We start from the raw sequence: 19,238 nt of genomic DNA, 5'->3' as shown, positions 1-19,238 counted from the left end.
ATGCTGTATTTTCTTGTCGAATTCGCCGACCAGTTTTCCGCACTCAACGTGTTTCGCTACATCACGTTTCGCACCGGCGGCGCGATCATGACGGCGCTGCTGTTCATCTTCCTGTTCGGACCGATGATCATCAACTCGTTGCGCACCCGCCAGGGGCACGGACAGCCGATCCGGGCCGACGGGCCGCAAAGCCATCTCCTGACCAAGAAGGGCACGCCGACGATGGGCGGGCTGATGATCCTGTCGGGCATGCTCGTGGCAACGCTCCTGTGGGCCAATCTGCTCAACCCCTATACGTGGATTGTTCTCGGCGTGACCGTCGGGTTTGGCCTGATCGGATTCTATGACGACTTTCTCAAGGTCGCAAAGGCCTCGCACAAGGGGTTCAGTGGCCGCATGCGCCTGTCCCTGGAGTTCGTCATTGCCGGCACGGCCGCCTTTTGTGTCACCCTGCTTGAGGGCGATGTCTATGGCACCTCGATCGGCTTTCCCTTCTTCAAGGACCTCGCGATCAATCTCGGGGTCTTCTTCATTCCCTTCGCGGCTTTCGTCATCGTGGGCGCCGGCAATGCGGTCAACCTGACCGACGGGCTCGACGGGCTGGCCATCGTGCCGGTGATGATCGCTTGCGCCTCGTTCGGGCTGGTCGCCTATCTCACCGGCAACGCGGTGTTTTCCGATTATCTCCAGATCCACCACGTTGCGGGTGCAGGTGAACTTGCCGTGCTGTGCGGCGCGGTGATCGGCGCGGGGCTCGGCTTCCTGTGGTTCAACGCGCCGCCGGCTGCGATTTTCATGGGCGATACCGGATCGCTGGCGCTCGGCGGCATGCTGGGCGCCATCGCCGTTGCCACCAAACACGAGATCGTGCTCGCCATCATCGGCGGGCTCTTCGTGCTGGAGGCGGTGTCTGTGATCGTGCAGGTCGCCTCCTTCAAACTGACCGGCAAGCGCGTCTTCAAGATGGCGCCGATCCATCACCATTTCGAACATCTCGGCTGGACGGAAAGCCAGGTGGTGATCCGCTTCTGGATCATCGCCGTGGTTCTGGCGCTGGTCGGTCTTGCCACGCTGAAGTTGAGGTGAACGGATGATCGCGGCAACTTCCTTTGCGGACCAAGACGTCGCACTGTTCGGGCTGGGGGCCTCAGGCCTGTCGGCGGCGCATGCGCTGCTGGCCGGCGGTGCCCGGGTGCACGCCTTCGACGACATGCCGGAACGACGCCAGACTGCCGCGTCCTCCGGGATTCCGGTCGTCAATCTGAAATCGGCGAACTGGTCAAAGTTTGCGGCGCTGGTGCTGGCGCCGGGTGTGCCGCTCACCCATCCAACCGCGCACTGGAGCGTCAATTTCGCCCGCCAGCAACGGATTCCGGTGATCGGCGATGTCGAGCTGTTCTGCCGGGAGCGGCACCGGCTCGCGCCCGATGCGCCCTTCGTCGCGATCACCGGCACCAACGGCAAGTCGACCACGACGGCGCTGATCAGCCATTGTCTTGCCCATGCCGGGCACGACGTGGCGATGGGCGGCAACATCGGTGTTCCGATTCTGGATCTCATGCCGCCGGCGCGCGGTCGGGTTCATGTGATCGAATGCTCTTCCTATCAGATCGACCTGACGCCAAGCCTCGACCCGTCCATCGGGGTTTTGCTCAACATCACGCCGGATCATCTCGACCGGCACGGATCGCTTGAGCACTACGCCGCGGTGAAGGAGCGGTTGATCGCCGGCAGCCGGCTGGCCGTCGTTGGTGTCGACGACGGGCTGAGTGCCGTTGTCGCGGACCGGTCGGAGCAGGCGGGAAAGGAGACGCGCCGGTTGTGCGTGCGTCACCCCGTGACCCATGGTGTCTATGCGCAAGGCAGCATGCTGCATGTCGCCGATGCCGGTGCGCAGCGCGAGTTCTTCGATCTGGCCCCGGTGATGTCGCTGCGCGGCGCGCACAATGCGCAAAACGCGGCGGCGGCCGTCGCCGTTTGTCAGGCGCTCGGGCTTTCCGACAAGGCGATTCACGCCGGCCTGGCATGCTTTCCGGGGTTGGCGCACCGTATGCAGGTGGTCGCGCGCGACGGCCAGGTCCTGTTCGTCAACGACAGCAAGGCGACCAATGCCGACGCTGCGGAACGGGCGTTGACGAGTTTCGAGAAGATCTACTGGATCGCCGGCGGTCGGGCGAAGGCCGGCGGCATCGCGCCGCTTGCGCCGCATTTCCACCGAATCGCGAAAGCGTATCTGATTGGCGATGCGGCGGGCGCATTTGCCGAGACACTCGACGGGCATGTGCCCGTGGAGATGTCGGGAGCGCTCGATGCGGCTGTCGCCGCTGCCGCGCGTGACGCGCGGGCGGAGACCGGGGAAGCGGTCGTGCTCTTGTCGCCGGCCTGCGCGTCCTTTGACCAGTTTCCGGATTTTCAGGTCCGCGGACGCGCGTTTACCGACGCCGTGCGCCGTATCGTGGCTCAGGCGAGCGAACAGGAGACCGTGTGATGGTGAGCCGTGCCGACAGAAGTCCGTTCGCCGAATGGCTGTGGACCGTCGATCGATATCTGTTTGCGGGCTTCGTGATCCTCATGATCGGCGGCGTCGTGCTTTCATTTGCGGCAAGCCCGGCGGTGGCCGAGCGGCTTGGCATCGACAGCTACCACTTCATCAAGCGCCAGGCGATGTTTCTGGTGCCGGCCCTTGGCCTGATGCTGGGGGTCTCGGCGCTCAGCCCGCGCATGGTGCGGCGTGTGGCGCTGGCGGTCTTCATTTTATCGCTGGGCCTGATGGTGGCGACGCTCTTCATCGGCATGGAGGCCAAGGGCGCGCGGCGCTGGGTGATGATCCTCGGGTTTTCCATCCAGCCGTCGGAGTTTCTGAAGCCGGCGCTGATCGTTCTGGCGGCCTTTCTGCTGTCGGAGGGCGGCCGGCGTCCGGAGGTGCCGGGGTCGCTGTTTTCCATCCTGCTGTTCGTCATGTCGGCGGCGCTTCTGGTGGCGCAGCCGGACTTCGGCCAGACGATGCTGTTGATGCTCGTTTTCGCCGCGCTGTTCTTTCTCAACGGCTTGCCGTGGGTGGCGATCGTTCCCATAGGCGCGCTCGGCGCCGGCGGCATTCTGGCCGCCTACATGACGCTGCCGCACGTGCAAAGCCGCGTCGACCGGTTCCTCGATCCAAGCTCGGGCGACACCTTCAACGTCGACCGGGCAATCGAGGCCTTTGTTTCGGGCAGCTGGTTCGGGCGCGGGCCGGGCGAGGGCACGATCAAGCGGGTTTTGCCGGAAAGCCATACGGATTTCATCTTCGCGGTTGCGGCGGAGGAGTTCGGCATTCTGGTCTGTCTTGTGCTGGTGCTGGTTTTCACCTTCGTCGTGCTTCGCGGGCTTGGTCATGCCGCACGCGACACCGATCCTTTCGGGCGGCTCGCGACGGCCGGGCTGATGGTTCTCTTCGGCATCCAGTCCTGCATCAACATGGCGGTGAACCTGAACCTGATGCCCGCAAAGGGCATGACGCTTCCCTTTATTTCCTACGGCGGGTCGTCGCTGCTGGCGACGGCGCTGTCGATGGGCTTCGTCCTGGCGCTGACCCGGCGGCGCCCGCAGGCCTCGCGGTCCGACAGCGTGATGGTATCGCGGCTGTCGCCGGCCAAGCTGACCTGAGAGCGGGCATGGCATCGACCTTTCTTCTCACCGCCGGGGGAACCGGCGGGCATCTGTTTCCAGCCCAGGCGCTGGCGGCCGAGCTTGTCCGCCGCGGTCATGTGGTGGAGCTTGCGACCGACCAGCGGGTCGGCGCCTACGGCGGGGATTTTCCGGCACGCAAGGTGCATGTGATTTCCTCCGCAACGATTGCCGGGCGCAACCCGCTCGCGCTGGCGCGCACCGCCTGGCGGCTTGCCCGCGGCACCTGGCAGGCCCGCGGCGTGATCCGGCGACTGAAGCCCGACGCGGTGATCGGCTTTGGCGGCTATCCGACCTTTCCGCCGATGTTTGCGGCGTTTCTCGGCGGCGTTCCGAGTGTTTTGCATGAGGCCAATGCCGTGATGGGGCGGGCGAACCGCATGCTGGCGCGCCGGTGCAGCGCCATTGCGACGAGTTTTCCGCTCGTGGGCGAAGCGGCCGGCGTTTATCCGCATAAGACACGCCAGACCGGCAATCCGGTTCGTGATGCGGTGATCTCGGCGTCGGCAACGCCCTATGATGTTCCGCAGGACGGCGGCGCGTTCCAGCTTCTCGTGTTCGGCGGCTCGCAAGGCGCGCGGTTTTTCTCCGATTGCCTGCCGCCGGCATTGGAGTGTCTGGACGCAGAAACGCGCGCGCGGATCCGCCTCGTGCAACAGTGCCGGCCGGAGGACATGGACCGGGTGCGGGCTTTCTACGAGCGAATTGGAATCACTGCCGAACTCGCGCCGTTTTTCTCCGATATGGCAGAGAGGATTGCGGTATCGCATCTGGTGATCTGCCGGTCGGGGGCCTCCAGCGTCAGCGAGCTTTCGGTGATCGGCCGTCCGTCGGTGCTGGTGCCGCTACCGCATGCGCTCGATAACGACCAGGGACGCAATGCGGATATTCTCGCCCGCGCGGGCGGCGCCTGGCCGGTCGCGCAATCCGAACTCGATCCGGCGCGCCTTGCCGCCTTGCTCAGCGAACTGATGGCGGCACCGGGGCGTCTCGCCGAGGCGGCGGACTGCGCAAAACGCGCGGGTCGCCCCGACGCGGTGCGCCGTCTTGCCGATCTCGCCGAATACATTGCCTCCGGCGCGCCGGTCGGCGCGCTGGACGCGCAGGAAACATCATCAGGAGACGCATCATGAAGATGCCCCAGGATATCGGCCCGGTTCATTTCATCGGGATCGGCGGCATCGGCATGAGCGGCATTGCCGAGGTGTTGCACACGCTCGGTTACACCGTTCAAGGGTCCGATCTGTCGGAAAGCGCCAACGTCAAGCGTCTGCGCGAAAAGGGGATCGCGGTGAGTGTCGGTCATCGTGCCGAGAACCTCGGTCAGGCGCGTGTTGTCGTGGTGTCCTCCGCGATCCGGCGTGACAATCCGGAACTGACGGCGGCGCGCAATAATTTCCTGCCCGTTGTGCGGCGCGCGGAAATGCTGGCCGAGCTGATGCGCTTCAAACAGGCGATCGCCGTCGGCGGCACGCACGGCAAGACGACGACGACCTCGATCATCGCGGCGCTTCTCGATGCCGGCGGGCTCGATCCGACCGTGATCAACGGCGGCATCATCAACGCCTACGGCACCAATGCGCGCATGGGAAAGGGCGACTGGATGGTGGTGGAGGCGGACGAATCCGACGGCACATTCGTCAAGCTGCCGGCCGATGTCGCGGTCGTGACCAACATCGATCCCGAGCATCTCGATCACTACGGCGATTTCGACGGGGTGCGCTCCGCCTTTCATCAGTTTGTGGAAAATGTGCCGTTCTACGGGTTTGCGGTGATGTGCCTCGACCACCCGGAGGTGCAGGCGATGGTCGGCCGCATCGAGGACCGCCAGGTCATCACCTACGGCCAGAACCGGCAGGCGGACGTGCGCTTTTTCGATCTCGCCACCCACGGCGTGAATTCCATCTTTTCCGTGGAGTTGCGCGACCGGCTGAGCGGCACCAGCGAGGTGATCGAAAGCCTGACGCTGCCGATGCCGGGACTGCACAACGTCTCCAACGCGGTCGCCGCCGTCGCGGTCGCATGGAAACTGGGGATGGATGCGTCGCGCATTCGCCAGGGGCTTGCGAGCTTTGGCGGCGTCAAGCGACGCTTCACCCACACCGGCAATGCCGGCGGCATCGATGTGTTCGACGACTACGCTCACCACCCGGTGGAGATCCGCGCGGTTCTGGCTGCGGCGCGCGCCGTCGCCTCCGGCGAGGTCATCGCCGTGGTTCAGCCGCATCGCTATTCGCGGCTGGAAAGCCTGCTGGACGAGTTTTCCGCCTGTTTCAACGATGCCGACCACGTGATCTGCGCGCCCGTCTATGCCGCTGGCGAGCCGCCGCGCGAGGGCATCGATCACCAGGCGTTGGCGAACGGCATCCGCGCCAGCGGCCATCGCAATGTCCACACGATCGATGGCGAGGGTGACCTTGCCGCATGTATCGCGGGCATCGCGTCCGCCGGCGACTATGTGGTGTGTCTTGGCGCCGGCAGCATCTCGCAATGGGCGCAGGTCCTTCCCGACGCACTTGGCAAGGCGCTCGACGGAGCGGCGAACGGCAGGGCCTCATGAGCGGAGCCGACCTCATCGCCCGGCACGGGCTTGAGCGTATCGGCCTGCGCGGCAAGCTGACGGCGGCTGTCGCCCTGTCGACGGTGACCTGGTTTCGCGTCGGCGGGCCGGCGGAGCTTTTGTTTCAGCCCGCCGATACGGACGATCTCGCGCTGTTCCTGCGCCATCTGCCGGAAGATGTGCCGGTTCTGCCCATCGGCCTGGGATCGAACCTGCTGGTGCGCGATGGCGGGATCGACGGTGTGGTCGTGCGTCTCGGTGCGCGCGGCTTCGGTCACATCGAGACGCTTGACGACGGCAGCATTTCAGCCGGGGCGGCCGTGCCTGACAGGCGGCTGGCGGAAGCCGCTGCGGCGGTCGGACAGGGCGGGTTTGCCTTTTATGCCGGCATTCCCGGCGGTCTTGGAGGGGCGCTTCGCATGAATGCCGGCGCACACGGAAGCGAGACCGGGGACGTGATGCAGGACCTCACGGCGGTGACGCGTGCGGGCGAGATCGTCACCCTGTCCAATGCCGACATGGCCTATCGCTATCGCCACAGCGGGCAGCCGGCGCAGATGATCTTCACGCAGGGCCGGTTTCGCGGCACACCGCGCCCGGAAGCCGATATCCGTGACGAGATGGCCGAGGTCAGCGCCCATCGCGAGGCCGCACAGCCGATCCGCGAAAAGACCGGCGGATCGACCTTCAAGAATCCTCCGGGCCACTCCGCGTGGAAACTGATCGACGCAGCCGGTTGCCGGGGGTTGCAGATCGGGGGAGCGCGTATGTCCGACATGCATTGCAACTTCATGATCAACACAGGGACGGCCACGGCCCACCACCTGGAGGAGCTCGGAGAGACCGTGCGCGCGCGGGTGCTGGAAACCGCGGGCGTCGCGCTCGAGTGGGAAATCAGGCGTCTCGGCCGCTTTGGCGCGGGCTCGCCGGCGATCGCGCCTTTCCTCGGCATGCAAAAGGGAGAGGCGGCAGCCCATGGCTGACACGAAACACGTCGCCGTCCTGATGGGCGGCTGGTCGTCGGAACGTCCTGTAAGCCTCAACACCGGCGAGGGATGTGCCGCCGCGCTGGAGCGTGCCGGCTACCAGGTTACGCGTGTCGATGTGGGCCGCGATATCGCGGATGTCTTGACCAGGATAAAGCCGGATGTCGCCTTCAATGCGCTGCATGGGCCCTTCGGCGAGGACGGATGCATTCAGGGTCTTTTGGAGATCCTCGCCATTCCCTATACGCACTCGGGTGTCGCAGCCTCGGCGCTGGCAATGGACAAGCAAAAGGCCAAGGCGGTGATGAAATCCGCCGGCATTCCGGTTGCCGTCCACAAGGTTCTCCACAGGCTGGACGCGGCCCGGGCACATGCGCTGCCGCCGCCCTATGTGGCCAAGCCTGTGGCGGAGGGATCCTCCTTCGGCGTGCTCATCGTCAGGGAAGGCGCGGAGCATCCGCCACAGGAGCTCTTTCGGGACGACTGGCCGTATGGCGATACGGTGATGGTGGAACGTTACATCCCCGGACGGGAACTGACCTGCGCTGTCATGGGCAACGTTGCGCTTGGGGTTACGGAAGTGATGCCGAAGGGTCACGGCTTCTATGATTATGAAGCGAAATACGCCCTTGGCGGATCACAACACGTCCTGCCGGCGGAAATTTCACCATTTGTTTACCAAGAAGTACAGAAACTTAGTCTCAGGGCGCATATGGCGCTCGGTTGCAAGGGCGTTACACGGGCGGATTTTCGCTTCGACGAGCAGCCGACAGGTGGCGGTGAACTGATCTGTCTGGAAGTGAACACGCAGCCCGGAATGACGGAAACCTCGCTTGTGCCCGAGATCGCGGCGCATGCCGGGCATTCCTTCGAAGAGCTGACAAGCTGGATGGTGGAGAACGCAAGTTGCGGACGTTAAAGGCAAAACGGACAAGGGACGGTGCCCTGCCGATCGAAGTGGCGCTTGCGCCGCGCGGTCGCGGCGTTGCGCGTTTGCACCGTCGTCCGTTGTGGCGGGCCGCCGGCGTCCTTCAGGATCTGCCGCGCTGGACCGGCACGGTGAGTGCCATTGCCTTCCTCGGGGTGACGATCGCTTACGGCGTCGCACTTGGTGGCTACGGGCGAATGGTCAGCGAATCACTTACCTCGGCCGCCGGTTTCCAGATCGCCGCGGTGAAATTGTCGGGGCAGAAGGAAACCACCGAATTCGAAATTCTCGAGGCGCTGGAGATCCAGCAGGGAACCTCGCTTGCCCTGTTCGACGCAACGGCGGCGCGCGAGCGGCTGTCGCATATTCCCTGGGTCGATGCGGTTTCGGTCCAGAAGCTCTATCCCGGCACGCTTCAGGTGCGCATCGATGAGCGTGAGGCCTATGCCCTGTGGCAGCGCGGCGATCTGCTGTCGGTGATCGATTCCAACGGCCGGGTGATCAGTGACGATGTCGACGGGCGCTATGCCAACTTGTTGATGCTGATCGGTCACGGCGCCCAGTACCGGGGCGGCGAAGTGCTCGGTGCGCTCGATGCCGTTCCGGAGCTGCGTGTACGCGTGCGGGCCGCCCGGCTCGTTTCCGATCGCCGCTGGGACCTCCTTTTGGAAAACGGCATCACCTTGCGGCTGCCGGAAGAAGGTGTCCACCAGGCGCTGGCCGACGTCGTGACGATGGACGCGGAGAACGGCCTTCTGGCGCGCGACATTGCAATGATCGATCTGCGTCTTGCCGATCGCGTGGTGGTGCGGCTCACCGATGCCGCGGCGCTGCGGCGCAAGGCCGGCACGCCGGATACCGGCAATCAGCGACGCCGGGGGGCCGACACATGAACCGGCGCAGCGCCCCCATCTATCTGCCACGCATGCGCCCGCTCCCGTCCCGGCGAGCGGTCGTCGTTTCCGTGCTCGACATCGGTTCGACCAAGGTGTGCTGCCTGATCGCCAAACTGACGCCGCGCGGGGACGATGGCGTCCTGCCCGGCCGGTCCCATTCCATCGAGGTTCTGGGCTACGGCTATCAGCGTTCGCGCGGTCTGAAGAGCGGCGTGGTGGTGGATATGGACGCCGCCGAACAGGCCATCCGGTTGTCGGTCGATGCGGCGGAGAGAATGGCCGGCCTGACGGTGGAATCGCTGATCACCAATGTCACCTGCGGCCGGCTCGGGTCCGAGATCATTACTGCAAGCGTCGGCCTTGCCGGTGACTCGGTCTGCGAGGCGGACATCCAGCGCGTGTTGTCCGCGGGAAGCGCGCATACGGTCGCCGATGACCGGGCGGTGATGCATGCGCTGCCGATCTCCTACACGCTCGACGGCAATCGCGGCATGCGCGATCCGCGCGGCATGATGGGGCGCCGGCTTGGTGTCGACATGCAGGTCGCGACTGCGGAAATTGCGCCGGTGCGCAATCTGGAGCTTTGCATCAACCGCGGTCACCTCGCGGTGGAGACCATGGTCGCGACGCCCTATGCGAGCGGCCTGTCCACTTTGGTCGAGGACGAGACGGAGCTGGGCGTTGCCTGCGTCGACATGGGTGGGGGCACGACGACCCTTTCGGTCTTCGTCGAGGGGCAGATGGTGCATCTCGATGCGATCGCGGTTGGCGGGCATCACGTGACGATGGATATCGCGCGGGCGCTTTCGACGCGTCTTGCGGACGCGGAACGGATCAAGACGTTGCAGGGCTCGGCATTGCCGAGCCATTCCGACGACCGGGATTTCATCTCGGTGCCGCCGGTGGATGCCGACAGCGACCTGCCGATCCAGGTGCCGCGGTCCACGGTGACGCGGGTGATCCTGCCGCGTGTGGAGGAAATTCTGGAACTGGTGCGCGATCGTCTCACGGCCTCCGGCTTTGCCGGACGGGTGGGCAAGCGCATCGTTCTGACGGGCGGTGCCAGCCAGCTCACGGGCCTCGGCGATGTGGCCCGCCGGGTGCTGGGTCGTCAGGTTCGGCTCGGCCGGCCGCTCGGGATCGCCGGGCTGCCGGAAGCCGCGAAGGGGCCGGCGTTCGCGGCGGCCGTCGGGTTGCTGATCTATCCCCAGGTGGCGCAGGTCGAACAGTTCGAGCCGCGCAACCTGCGGGGACGCTGGAATCTCGGTTCCGGCGCGCTGGCGCGGGTCGGCAACTGGTTACGCGAGAGTTTCTGAGGCGGGAAACCGCCTCGGAGAGGCGCCGGTTCACCGGCGTGATTTGAGGGAAACGAGGAATGAGGCGGATGTCCAGAACGGGCATCCAAGGGTCGCGAGGAAGCCATGACCATCAATTTGCAAATGCCTGACCTTCAGGAACTGAAGCCAAGAATTACGGTGTTCGGCGTCGGCGGAGCCGGCGGCAATGCTGTCAACAACATGATCCAGGCCGGCCTGCAGGGCTGCGATTTTGTCGTCGCAAACACCGATGCCCAGGCGCTTGCCAGCAACCATTCCGACCGGGTCGTCCAGATGGGCGTCGCCGTGACGGAAGGGCTGGGCGCCGGATCGCAGCCGGACGTCGGCGCTGCCGCCGCCGAAGAAGTGATCGACGAAATCAACGACCACCTCTCGGGGTCGCATATGGTCTTCATCACTGCCGGGATGGGCGGCGGTACGGGCACGGGGGCAGCCCCCGTCATCGCCCGCGCGGCGCGCGAGATGGGAATACTCACTGTCGGCGTCGTGACCAAGCCGTTCCAGTTCGAGGGCGTGCGCCGCATGCGCATCGCTGAAGCCGGCATCCTGGAATTGCAGAAGGCGGTCGACACGCTGATCGTCATTCCCAACCAGAACCTGTTTCGTATCGCCAATGCGCAGACGACCTTCGCGGATGCCTTCGCGATGGCCGATCAGGTGCTCTACTCGGGCGTTGCCTGCATCACCGACCTTATGGTCAAGGAAGGCCTCATCAATCTCGACTTTGCCGATGTGCGGTCGATCATGCGCGGCATGGGCAAGGCGATGATGGGCACCGGCGAGGCCTCGGGCGACAAGCGCGCCATGCAGGCGGCGGAAGCGGCGATTGCCAACCCGCTCCTCGACGAGACCTCGATGAAGGGTGCGCGCGGTCTGCTGATCTCGATCACTGGCGGCAACGATCTGACGTTGTTCGAACTGGACGAGGCGGCCACCCGCATTCGCGAAGAGATCGATTCCGACGCCAACATCATACTGGGCGCAACCTTCGACGAGAGCCTCGACGGCATCATCCGTGTCTCCGTCGTGGCGACCGGCATCGACAAGGAGCTGCGCGAGGACGTCTCTCCGGCCGAGGCGCGCATGGCGGAATTGACCGAGCGGTTGAAAACCATTTCCGACCCTGCCGATCAGCCCAAGGCCGATGTATCGCAGGCCAAGGCCACCGCGCCGCAGCCGCGTCCGGCGGCGCCCGTGCGCGCTGCTGCCGTTCAACGGCTCGAGCAGGAACTGGAAATCCCGGAGCCGGTGAAGTCCTCGACCGATCCCGACGTCGAGATTGCACCGTTTTCCCCGGCCCCGGACATGATGGACAAGGCTGCCCCTGTCGACGATTTCGATGCCGACCCGCAGGCGCGAAGCGTTGCCGAGCAGCCGGCCGTCCAGCCGTATATTCCGCCGGTCGCGGAAACGGCGACACAGCCGGGACGGATGCCGTCGATCGAGGACTTTCCGCCCGTCGCCCAGCGTGAAATGCGCGCCCATGACGCCGCGGATCACGACGAACACGGTGACGAGCGTCGTCCGATGGGCCTGCTGCGTCGACTTGCAAGCGGCCTGTCGCGCAAGGAAGACGATGAAGACATGGCGTACTCCCATGCACCCGAACAGGCTTCGATGCCGCGTGCGGAACGTCCGGCTCCGGCCCCGGAGGCCCCGCGTCCGGCAGCCCAGCCGCAGCAGGCCGCGGTCCGCCCGGCAGCTCCGCGCCCGGCCGCCCCGCGTCCGGCCCAGCAGGGGGCAGCCGGCCAGCTTGACCTGACCGGTCGCAGCGCGCCGCAGCCGCGGACCATGTCCGAGGACGACCAGTTGGAGATCCCGGCGTTCCTTCGCCGTCAGGCGAACTGATCCCGGGAGCCTCTCGACACTTCCTCGCATTGCGGACGATCCGGCCCCTCACCGGATCGTCCGTTTCTTTTTTGATGAAAACCCTTTTTGAATCAGTGTTCTAAAATTTAAGACTTCGTTACATACCGTAACAAAGCTTTATTTAGACCCCACCGCTCCTGCTTGTATGTTGCACCTGCGATCAAGGGGGTCGCGCGGTGAATGCGTCGATTCGCGCCGATTTGCCGATGCCCTTCCAGATCGTCGCTACCGGGGTTCGCAAACAGGGTGATCGACTGATGAAAAGAGGCTCAGACCGGCAAACCACACTCGCCGGCTCCGTATCCTTGAGGGGCATTGGCGTCCATTCAGGCGATCCGGCCGCGGTCACGCTTCATCCGGCGGACGCCGGCACCGGCATCGTTTTTGCCGCACAGAACCCCGAAACCGGCCGCGACATCGAAATTCCGGCGCATTGGCGCGCCGTGACCGCCACCTCCCTTTGTACCGTGATCGGCGATCCGAAGGCAGGCGGCGTGTCCACCGTCGAACATCTGATGGCGGCCCTGCGTGGGCTTGGGGTCGACAATGCGACCGTCGAACTCGACGGTCCGGAGATGCCCATCATGGATGGCAGCTCGGCGGCCTTCGTCGAGGCGATCGAGCAGGTGGGTATGCGCAAGCTCGCCGCTGCGCGTCGCTACCTGCGCATCAAGAAGACCGTTCGTGTCGATCAGGGCAACGCGTGGTGCGAGTTGCGTCCCTTCGACGGCTGCCGGTTCGACGTCACCATTGATTTCGACGCCGAGGTGATCGGACGCCAGCGCCTCGTGCTGGATCTCACGCCGGACGCCTTCCGTGACGGGCTTGCGCGTGCGCGCACCTTCGGGTCGGTGCAGGATGTCGAGAAGCTGTGGTCCATGGGCTTTGCGCTCGGATCGTCGCTTGAGAACTCGGTGGCGATTTCCGACGGTCGCGTGCTCAACCCGGAAGGCACGCGCTGGCACGACGAATTCGTCCGCCACAAGATGCTGGACGCTGTCGGTGATCTTGCGCTTGCAGGTCTGCCCTTCATCGGTTCCTATCATTCCTACAAGGGCGGCCACCGGATGAATCACGCGATCCTCGTCGAGCTTTTCGAGACGGCGGGTGCGGATGCGTTCGAGATCGTCGAGGGCCGGTTCGACCGCGAGCCTGCGCTGGTTTCCGGCGGCGAGCTTCGCCCGTTGATGGCGGTTGGTCAGTCCGCCTCCTAGGCATGCCGTGTCGCCGCACGCGCGACCTCGCCATCCGTCCCTTAAGAGCTTCGGCCACAAAAAAGCGACAAATTGCACGCACATGACGTGACGCGACAGGGTGTTATCCGTTACAACACGGTCTCGCACCTGTCGTCTTGCGCCTGCGAGTGCAGTTGTATGATATCGTTGCCGGGTCTTGGCTGTCTCGTGGCCGTGCAAGGCCGGGGGATCGACAGTGCCGGATGCGCCCGCGTGATATGACGTGTCAAGGAGAGTGAAAACGTGAAGGCGGCTCTGCCCAATTCCACCGCGCCGACGCGCCGCATGCGCCGGTCCATCGCCGCCGCGCTCGCGGTCGCGAGCCTGTCGCTCGCAGCCTGCTCGTCAACCGGGTCCGACGACGACTTCGCGACCAACGACACGCCGGCGGAGGTGCTCTACAACGAGGGGCTGGCGCTGCGCAACGAAGGCCGCCTGAGCGATGCGCGGGTCAAGTTCGAGGAAGTGGACAAGCTCCACCCGTACTCCGAGTACTCACGTAAAGCGCTGATCAATCTCGCCTATCTCAACTATTCCAGTGGCAAGTTCACAGAGGCGATCACGGCGGCCAAACGCTTCACGACGCTTTATCCCGGCAGCGATGACAGTGCCTATGCGCTCTACATCATCGGTCAGTCCTATCACAAGCAGATCCCGGACGTGACGCGGGATCAGGAGATGACGCAGCGCGCCATGGCCGCCTACGGCGAACTGGTGCAGCGCTACCCGGATTCCGAATATGCGGAAGACGCGCGTACCAAGATCCGTATCTCGCGGGACCAGATGGCCGGCAAGGAGATGGAGGTCGGACGCTACTATCTGAAGCGTGGCCACCAGATCGCGGCGATCAACCGCTTCAAGGTGGTAGTCACCGATTACCAGACGACCCGCCACATCGAGGAAGCCCTGTTCCGGCTGACCGAGAGCTATTATGCGCTTGGCGTCATCAACGAGGCGCAGACGGCGGCGGCCGTTCTCGGGCACAATTTCCCGGACAGCCAGTGGTACAGGGACGCCTACAGTCTGCTGAAGACCGGCGGCTATTCTCCGGAAGCGGATTCGGGCAGCTGGATCAGCCGGGCGTTCGGCGGTATTTCCCTGTAGGGAGGCGTTTTCGCCCGACCTCGCATTCTTCTTCCGTGCCGCAGCGCGCTTTTGTGCTGCGCGCCTCAAACGATCCGGTCTTTGCACGCATGCTTGCCGCGCTTGCCATCCGAGATATCGTTTTGATCGACCGGCTCGACCTCACGTTCGGGACGGGCATGTCCGTGCTGACCGGTGAGACGGGTGCGGGCAAGTCCATTTTGCTCGACTCGCTCAGTCTGGCGCTCGGTGGACGCGGCGATGCGGGCCTCGTGCGCCACGGTCAGGCGCAGGGGCAGGTCACCGCCGCTTTCGATGTGCCGATGGCGCATCCCGTCCGCAGAATTCTTCTTTCCCATGATCTGGAGGCCGACGGCGACGTGATCCTGCGCCGTGTCCAGGCCCAGGACGGGCGCAGCCGTGCGTTTATCAACGATGCGCCGGTGAGCGTGTCGCTGCTACGCCAGGTCGGCGGCCAGCTTGTGGAGATCCACGGCCAGAACGAGGCGCGCGCCTATATCGATCCGGCCGAGCATCGCCGTCTGCTCGATTCCTTCGCGGAATGTTCGGCCGAGGTCGCCGGGGTCAGCGAGGCCTTCTCGGTGATGCGCAAGGCCGACAAGGCGTTGAAGGATCAGGAAGAGCGTATCGAGGCGGCGCGCCGCGAGGCCGACTATCTGCGTGCGGCGGCGGCGGAACTGGCCACGCTCGACCCCCGCGATGGCGAGGAAGAAGAACTGGCCGCCAGGCGCCAGTCGATGATGCAGGTGGAAAAGATCGCCGGCGATCTCGGCGAGGCATTCGATCTTCTCAACGGCAATGCCTCGCCGATCGGAGAGATTGCGTCGCTCTGGCGCCGATTGGAGCGCAAGGTGGAACAGGTGCCGGATCTCCTGACAGCCCCCACCGCCAATCTGGCGGAAGCGCTCGACAGGCTGGAAGATGCGCGTGCCGGGCTGGAGGCCTCGCTGCGCGAAACGGAGTTCGATCCCAGGACGCTTGAGACGACGGAAGAGCGGCTTTTTGCGCTGCGCGCCGCCTCGCGAAAATATCAGGTGCCGGTGGAGGAACTGCCGGGGGTGCGGGCGCGGTTCGATGCGGACCTTGCCGCGCTTGATGCGGGTGAGGAGGCTTTGGCCGGTCTTGCCGATGCCGCGCGCGCCGCGTTGACCGTCTATGACGAGCGCGCCGCCGCCCTGTCGGAAAAGCGCAAGGCGGCCGCGGCCGGCCTCGAGGCGGCGGTCGGGGCCGAATTGCCGGATCTGAAGCTCGACCGGGCCCGTTTCATCGTCAATCTGGAAAGCAGTCCTGTCGAGCGCACCCGCGACGGCATCGACCAGATCGAGTTCTGGGTGCAGACCAACCCCGGCACCAGGCCCGGGCCGATGATGAAGGTGGCGTCGGGCGGCGAATTGTCCCGTTTCCTGCTGGCGCTCAAGGTGTCGCTGGCGGACAAGGGATCGGCGCCGACACTGGTGTTCGACGAGATCGACACAGGTGTCGGGGGCGCCGTGGCGGAGGCGATCGGCAACCGGCTGGCGCGATTGGCCGGAAACGTTCAGGTCCTGACTGTCACCCATGCACCGCAGGTCGCGGCGCGGGCCGGCGGTCATTTTCTGATCATGAAGGAAGACACGGACGAGGAGCGGGTCGCGACTCGCGTGCGGCGGATCGACGTCGAGCATCGCCGCGAGGAGATCGCCCGCATGCTCGCCGGTGCGACGATCACCGACGAGGCGCGCGCCGCCGCCGACCGTCTTCTGGCCGACGCGCCCGCGCATTCCTGACGCGCCCGCCCGCCCGGTCAATCGTCACGATGTCGGTACGGGTGTTTCGGGAACTGCAGCAAGGGAGTGCGTATCGTGACGGCATGGACATCGACCTGGCAGGTCTGGGCGGCCCTGGCGGCCGTATTTGCATCGTTGACCGCGATCTTCGCGAAGGTCGGCGTTGACGACATCGGTTCCGATCTCGCCACCTTCCTGCGCACGCTTGTGGTTGTTGCGGTGCTCGGCACGATCCTGCTGGCCACGGGACAGCTACGCGCGCCCGGTCACATTTCCTCCAGGAGCATCGTGTTTCTCGTGCTGTCAGGCCTTGCGACGGGGGCGTCATGGGTCTGCTATTTTCGGGCACTAAAGCTTGGTCCCGCCTCTCATGTTGCGCCTGTCGACAAGCTCAGCGTCGTGCTGGTCGCGGTTTTCGGTGTCGTGTTTCTGGGAGAGCATCTCAGTTCGGGCGCATGGCTCGGTGTGGCGCTGATCGCGGCCGGGTCGATCCTTGTCGCGGTGAGCTAACCTCTGTCGGATGGGATGCGGGATTGCCTCGCTTCCCGGAAATTCATCCCCAGCCCAGATTACGCGATGGCTCGTCTGGCGAGGCGTTTCGCCCTATCTTGCGGAGCTGTGGCGGAGCCTCCCGCCGATCCGCCAGTCAAAGAGCCAAAGCCGCCTCCATGTCCGCCAAATCGAATTCCGACACAGACCTCGCCGCCCGCGCCGTCGACGATCTCACGCTGGAGGAGGCGGCGGAGGAGCTGAAACGGCTCGCCGCAGAGATTGCCGAACACGACCGGCGCTATCATGGCGAGGATGCGCCGGAAATCTCGGATGCGGACTATGACGCGCTGAAGCAGCGAAACGATACCATCGAGGCGCGGTTTCCGACGCTTCAACGCAGCGACAGCCCGTCGCTCAGGGTGGGAACGGCGCCGGCAGAAGGCTTCGGCAAGGTCACGCATGCGCTGCCGATGCTGTCGCTCGACAATGCGTTTTTTGACGAGGACGTGCGTGATTTCGTCGGCCGATTGCGGCGGTTCCTGAAGATCGATCCGCTTGCGGGCGCCATCGTGCTGACGGCGGAGCCGAAGATCGATGGCCTGTCGCTGTCGCTGCGCTACGAAAACGGCAAGCTGGTGAGTGCTGCAACGCGCGGCGATGGTACGGTCGGCGAGAACGTGACCGCCAATGCCCGGACAATCGATGACATTCCGACACGATTGCCCGACGGCGTGCCGGAAATTGTCGAGGTGCGCGGCGAGGTCTACATGCACCATGAGGATTTCCGGTCGTTGAACGCGCGCATGGAAGCCCAGGGCACGCGCGTCTTCGCCAATCCGCGCAATGCGGCGGCCGGATCTTTGCGCCAGTTGAACGCCGAGGTGACGCGTGCGCGCCCCTTGCGGTTCTTCGCCTATGCCTGGGGCGAGATGAGCTCGGTTCCCTGCGATACCCAGTTCGACATGGTGCAGAGGCTGGGCGACTGGGGTTTTTCCATCAACAGCCGCATGCGCCGCTGCGACAGCGTGGAGGACGTGCTCGCCGTCTATCACGCCATCGAGGAAGAGCGCGCGCTGCTTGGCTATGACATCGACGGCATGGTCTACAAGGTCGACCGGCTCGACCTGCAGGCGCGGCTCGGGTTCGTGTCGCGCGCGCCCCGCTGGGCCATCGCGCACAAGTTTCCGGCCGAAAAGGCCTTCACGGTCTTGAACGACATCGAGATCCAGGTCGGGCGCACCGGCGCGCTGACGCCGGTTGCCAAGCTGGAGCCGGTGACGGTCGGCGGCGTCGTCGTGTCCAATGCGACGTTGCACAACGAGGACTACATCAAGGGGATCGGCCAGGACGGCGAGCCCTTGCGTGACGGCAAAGACATTCGGGTCGGCGACACGGTGCGCATTCAGCGCGCCGGCGATGTCATTCCGCAAATCATCGATGTCGATCTGGCCAAGCGGCCCGAAGGGGCGACGGCCTATGTCTTTCCCACCGTGTGTCCGGCCTGCGGCAGCCATGCGGTGCGCGACGTCAACCCGTCGAGCGGCAAGATTGACGCCGTGCGCCGCTGCACCGGCGGTCTGATCTGTCCGGCACAGGCAAAGGAGAAGCTGAAGCATTTCGTGTCGCGTCTGGCCTTCGACATCGATGGGCTTGGCGACAAGCAGGTCGAGTTCTTCTTCGATCTGCCCAAGGACGAGGGCGGCATTCGCCAGCCGGCGGACATTTTCACGCTCGCCGAACGCGATGCCGCCTCGCCGATCAAGAAGCTCAGGAACCGCGACGGCTGGGGCGAGACCAGTGCCGCCAATCTCTTCGACGCCATCGATGCGCGCCGGGAAATCCCGCTCAATCGCTTCATCTATGCGCTTGGCATCCGTCACGTCGGTGAGGGCAATGCCAAGCTGCTGGCGCGGCACTACGGGTCATGGGCAGCCTTCGAAAAGGCAATGGAAGAGGCAGGCGAGACCGGCTCCGATGCCTGGACGGAGCTTCTCGACATTGACGGGATCGGCGAGACGGTCGCGCGCGCCGTGGTCGAGTTCTTCGCCGAGGACCACAACCAAACGGCGCTTAAGGCTCTCATTCGAGAGGTTAAGCCTCAAGACATGGACCGCGCCGACCCCGGCGACAGTCCGGTCTTCGGCAAGACGCTGGTCTTCACCGGCTCGCTGGAGAAGATGAGTCGCGACGAAGCCAAGGCGCGGGCCGAGGCGATGGGGGCGAAGGTTTCGGGTTCGGTGTCGAAGAAGACCGACCTCGTCATTGCCGGCCCGGGTGCCGGGTCGAAGCTGAAGAAGGCTGCCGATCTCGAGATCGAGGTGATCGACGAGGACACGTGGATCGAGATGGCGGGCGGCGCCTGATTGCGGGCGGACACGTGCCTGTTTCGCTGTCTATCC

The 19,238-nt window shown here is 64.9% G+C and carries 15 protein-coding genes; all 15 read left to right on the top strand.

The features are described 5' to 3' along the window. The 15 genes from mraY to ligA all read left to right on the top strand — a co-directional run bounded on the left by mraY (position 1) and on the right by ligA (position 19,202). Positions 1-1,086 (top strand): phospho-N-acetylmuramoyl-pentapeptide-transferase, encoded by a 1,086-nt coding sequence (mraY, locus tag BLU32_RS12985; protein WP_093807570.1) that lies wholly within the window; start codon positions 1-3, stop codon positions 1,084-1,086. Between the two features lie 4 nt (positions 1,087-1,090). After that, a complete protein-coding gene (murD, locus tag BLU32_RS12980; RefSeq protein WP_093807568.1) occupies positions 1,091-2,488 on the top strand; it encodes a UDP-N-acetylmuramoyl-L-alanine--D-glutamate ligase in 1,398 nt (465 codons plus the stop codon). Continuing rightward, complete coding sequence (locus BLU32_RS12975) at positions 2,488-3,645, top strand: FtsW/RodA/SpoVE family cell cycle protein (protein ID WP_093807566.1); 1,158 nt, start codon at positions 2,488-2,490, stop codon at positions 3,643-3,645. Before murD ends, BLU32_RS12975 begins: the two co-directional genes overlap by 1 nt. 8 nt (positions 3,646-3,653) lie before the next feature. Next, positions 3,654-4,799, top strand: a complete 1,146-nt coding sequence (murG, locus tag BLU32_RS12970) for an undecaprenyldiphospho-muramoylpentapeptide beta-N-acetylglucosaminyltransferase (RefSeq protein WP_093807564.1) — start codon at positions 3,654-3,656, stop codon at positions 4,797-4,799. Next, positions 4,796-6,226: a UDP-N-acetylmuramate--L-alanine ligase gene (murC, locus tag BLU32_RS12965; protein WP_093807562.1), complete on the top strand. Its 1,431-nt coding sequence runs from the start codon at positions 4,796-4,798 to the stop codon at positions 6,224-6,226. Before murG ends, murC begins: the two co-directional genes overlap by 4 nt. After that, on the top strand, positions 6,223-7,209 hold the full coding sequence (murB, locus tag BLU32_RS12960) for a UDP-N-acetylmuramate dehydrogenase (protein ID WP_093807560.1): 987 nt from the start codon (positions 6,223-6,225) through the stop codon (positions 7,207-7,209). Before murC ends, murB begins: the two co-directional genes overlap by 4 nt. Further along, on the top strand, positions 7,202-8,131 hold the full coding sequence (locus tag BLU32_RS12955; RefSeq protein WP_093807558.1) for a D-alanine--D-alanine ligase: 930 nt from the start codon (positions 7,202-7,204) through the stop codon (positions 8,129-8,131). The genes murB and BLU32_RS12955 overlap by 8 nt, the downstream gene beginning before the upstream one ends. Then, the gene (locus tag BLU32_RS12950; protein ID WP_172838569.1) at positions 8,119-9,033 is read left to right on the top strand and encodes a cell division protein FtsQ/DivIB; all 915 of its coding nucleotides are present in this window, start codon (positions 8,119-8,121) and stop codon (positions 9,031-9,033) included. The genes BLU32_RS12955 and BLU32_RS12950 overlap by 13 nt, the downstream gene beginning before the upstream one ends. Next, entirely contained in the window at positions 9,030-10,352 is a 1,323-nt protein-coding gene (gene ftsA / locus BLU32_RS12945; protein ID WP_093807556.1) for a cell division protein FtsA, read from the top strand. Before BLU32_RS12950 ends, ftsA begins: the two co-directional genes overlap by 4 nt. Before the next feature lie 105 nt (positions 10,353-10,457). Next, complete coding sequence (gene ftsZ, locus BLU32_RS12940) at positions 10,458-12,221, top strand: cell division protein FtsZ (protein WP_093807554.1); 1,764 nt, start codon at positions 10,458-10,460, stop codon at positions 12,219-12,221. Positions 12,222-12,499: 278 nt separating this feature from the next. Continuing rightward, on the top strand, positions 12,500-13,456 hold the full coding sequence (lpxC, locus tag BLU32_RS12935; RefSeq protein WP_093811000.1) for a UDP-3-O-acyl-N-acetylglucosamine deacetylase: 957 nt from the start codon (positions 12,500-12,502) through the stop codon (positions 13,454-13,456). Between the two features lie 306 nt (positions 13,457-13,762). Then, entirely contained in the window at positions 13,763-14,581 is an 819-nt protein-coding gene (locus tag BLU32_RS12930; RefSeq protein WP_093810998.1) for an outer membrane protein assembly factor BamD, read from the top strand. 89 nt (positions 14,582-14,670) lie between these two features. Beyond that, complete coding sequence (gene recN / locus BLU32_RS12925) at positions 14,671-16,347, top strand: DNA repair protein RecN (protein WP_093810996.1); 1,677 nt, start codon at positions 14,671-14,673, stop codon at positions 16,345-16,347. A 75-nt stretch (positions 16,348-16,422) separates the two neighbouring features. Continuing rightward, positions 16,423-16,857 carry an EamA family transporter gene (locus tag BLU32_RS12920; RefSeq protein WP_093810994.1) on the top strand — a complete coding sequence of 145 codons (435 nt, stop codon included), beginning with the start codon at positions 16,423-16,425 and terminating at the stop codon, positions 16,855-16,857. 158 nt (positions 16,858-17,015) lie between these two features. Next, positions 17,016-19,202 (top strand): NAD-dependent DNA ligase LigA, encoded by a 2,187-nt coding sequence (gene ligA, locus BLU32_RS12915; RefSeq protein WP_093807552.1) that lies wholly within the window; start codon positions 17,016-17,018, stop codon positions 19,200-19,202. The last annotated feature ends 36 nt before the right edge of the window (positions 19,203-19,238 follow it).

It is taken from the genome of Stappia sp. ES.058, from assembly GCF_900105595.1.
Taxonomy (GTDB): domain Bacteria; phylum Pseudomonadota; class Alphaproteobacteria; order Rhizobiales; family Stappiaceae; genus Stappia.
The sequence above is the reverse complement of the archived record's forward strand: the minus strand, read 5'-3'. Positions and strand labels throughout refer to the sequence as shown.

What these genes read in the sequence shown, in the direction of transcription:
- murD (WP_093807568.1), top strand. Translation starts at nt 1,091, where the DNA reads ATGATCGCGGCAACTTCCTTTGCGGACCAAGACGTCGCACTGTTCGGG.
- recN (WP_093810996.1), top strand. Translation starts at nt 14,671, where the DNA reads ATGCTTGCCGCGCTTGCCATCCGAGATATCGTTTTGATCGACCGGCTC.
- murB (WP_093807560.1), top strand. Translation starts at nt 6,223, where the DNA reads ATGAGCGGAGCCGACCTCATCGCCCGGCACGGGCTTGAGCGTATCGGC.
- mraY (WP_093807570.1), top strand. Translation starts at nt 1, where the DNA reads ATGCTGTATTTTCTTGTCGAATTCGCCGACCAGTTTTCCGCACTCAAC.
- murC (WP_093807562.1), top strand. Translation starts at nt 4,796, where the DNA reads ATGAAGATGCCCCAGGATATCGGCCCGGTTCATTTCATCGGGATCGGC.
- BLU32_RS12975 (WP_093807566.1), top strand. Translation starts at nt 2,488, where the DNA reads ATGGTGAGCCGTGCCGACAGAAGTCCGTTCGCCGAATGGCTGTGGACC.
- BLU32_RS12955 (WP_093807558.1), top strand. Translation starts at nt 7,202, where the DNA reads ATGGCTGACACGAAACACGTCGCCGTCCTGATGGGCGGCTGGTCGTCG.
- BLU32_RS12930 (WP_093810998.1), top strand. Translation starts at nt 13,763, where the DNA reads ATGCGCCGGTCCATCGCCGCCGCGCTCGCGGTCGCGAGCCTGTCGCTC.
- ftsZ (WP_093807554.1), top strand. Translation starts at nt 10,458, where the DNA reads ATGACCATCAATTTGCAAATGCCTGACCTTCAGGAACTGAAGCCAAGA.
- lpxC (WP_093811000.1), top strand. Translation starts at nt 12,500, where the DNA reads ATGAAAAGAGGCTCAGACCGGCAAACCACACTCGCCGGCTCCGTATCC.
- ligA (WP_093807552.1), top strand. Translation starts at nt 17,016, where the DNA reads ATGTCCGCCAAATCGAATTCCGACACAGACCTCGCCGCCCGCGCCGTC.
- murG (WP_093807564.1), top strand. Translation starts at nt 3,654, where the DNA reads ATGGCATCGACCTTTCTTCTCACCGCCGGGGGAACCGGCGGGCATCTG.
- ftsA (WP_093807556.1), top strand. Translation starts at nt 9,030, where the DNA reads ATGAACCGGCGCAGCGCCCCCATCTATCTGCCACGCATGCGCCCGCTC.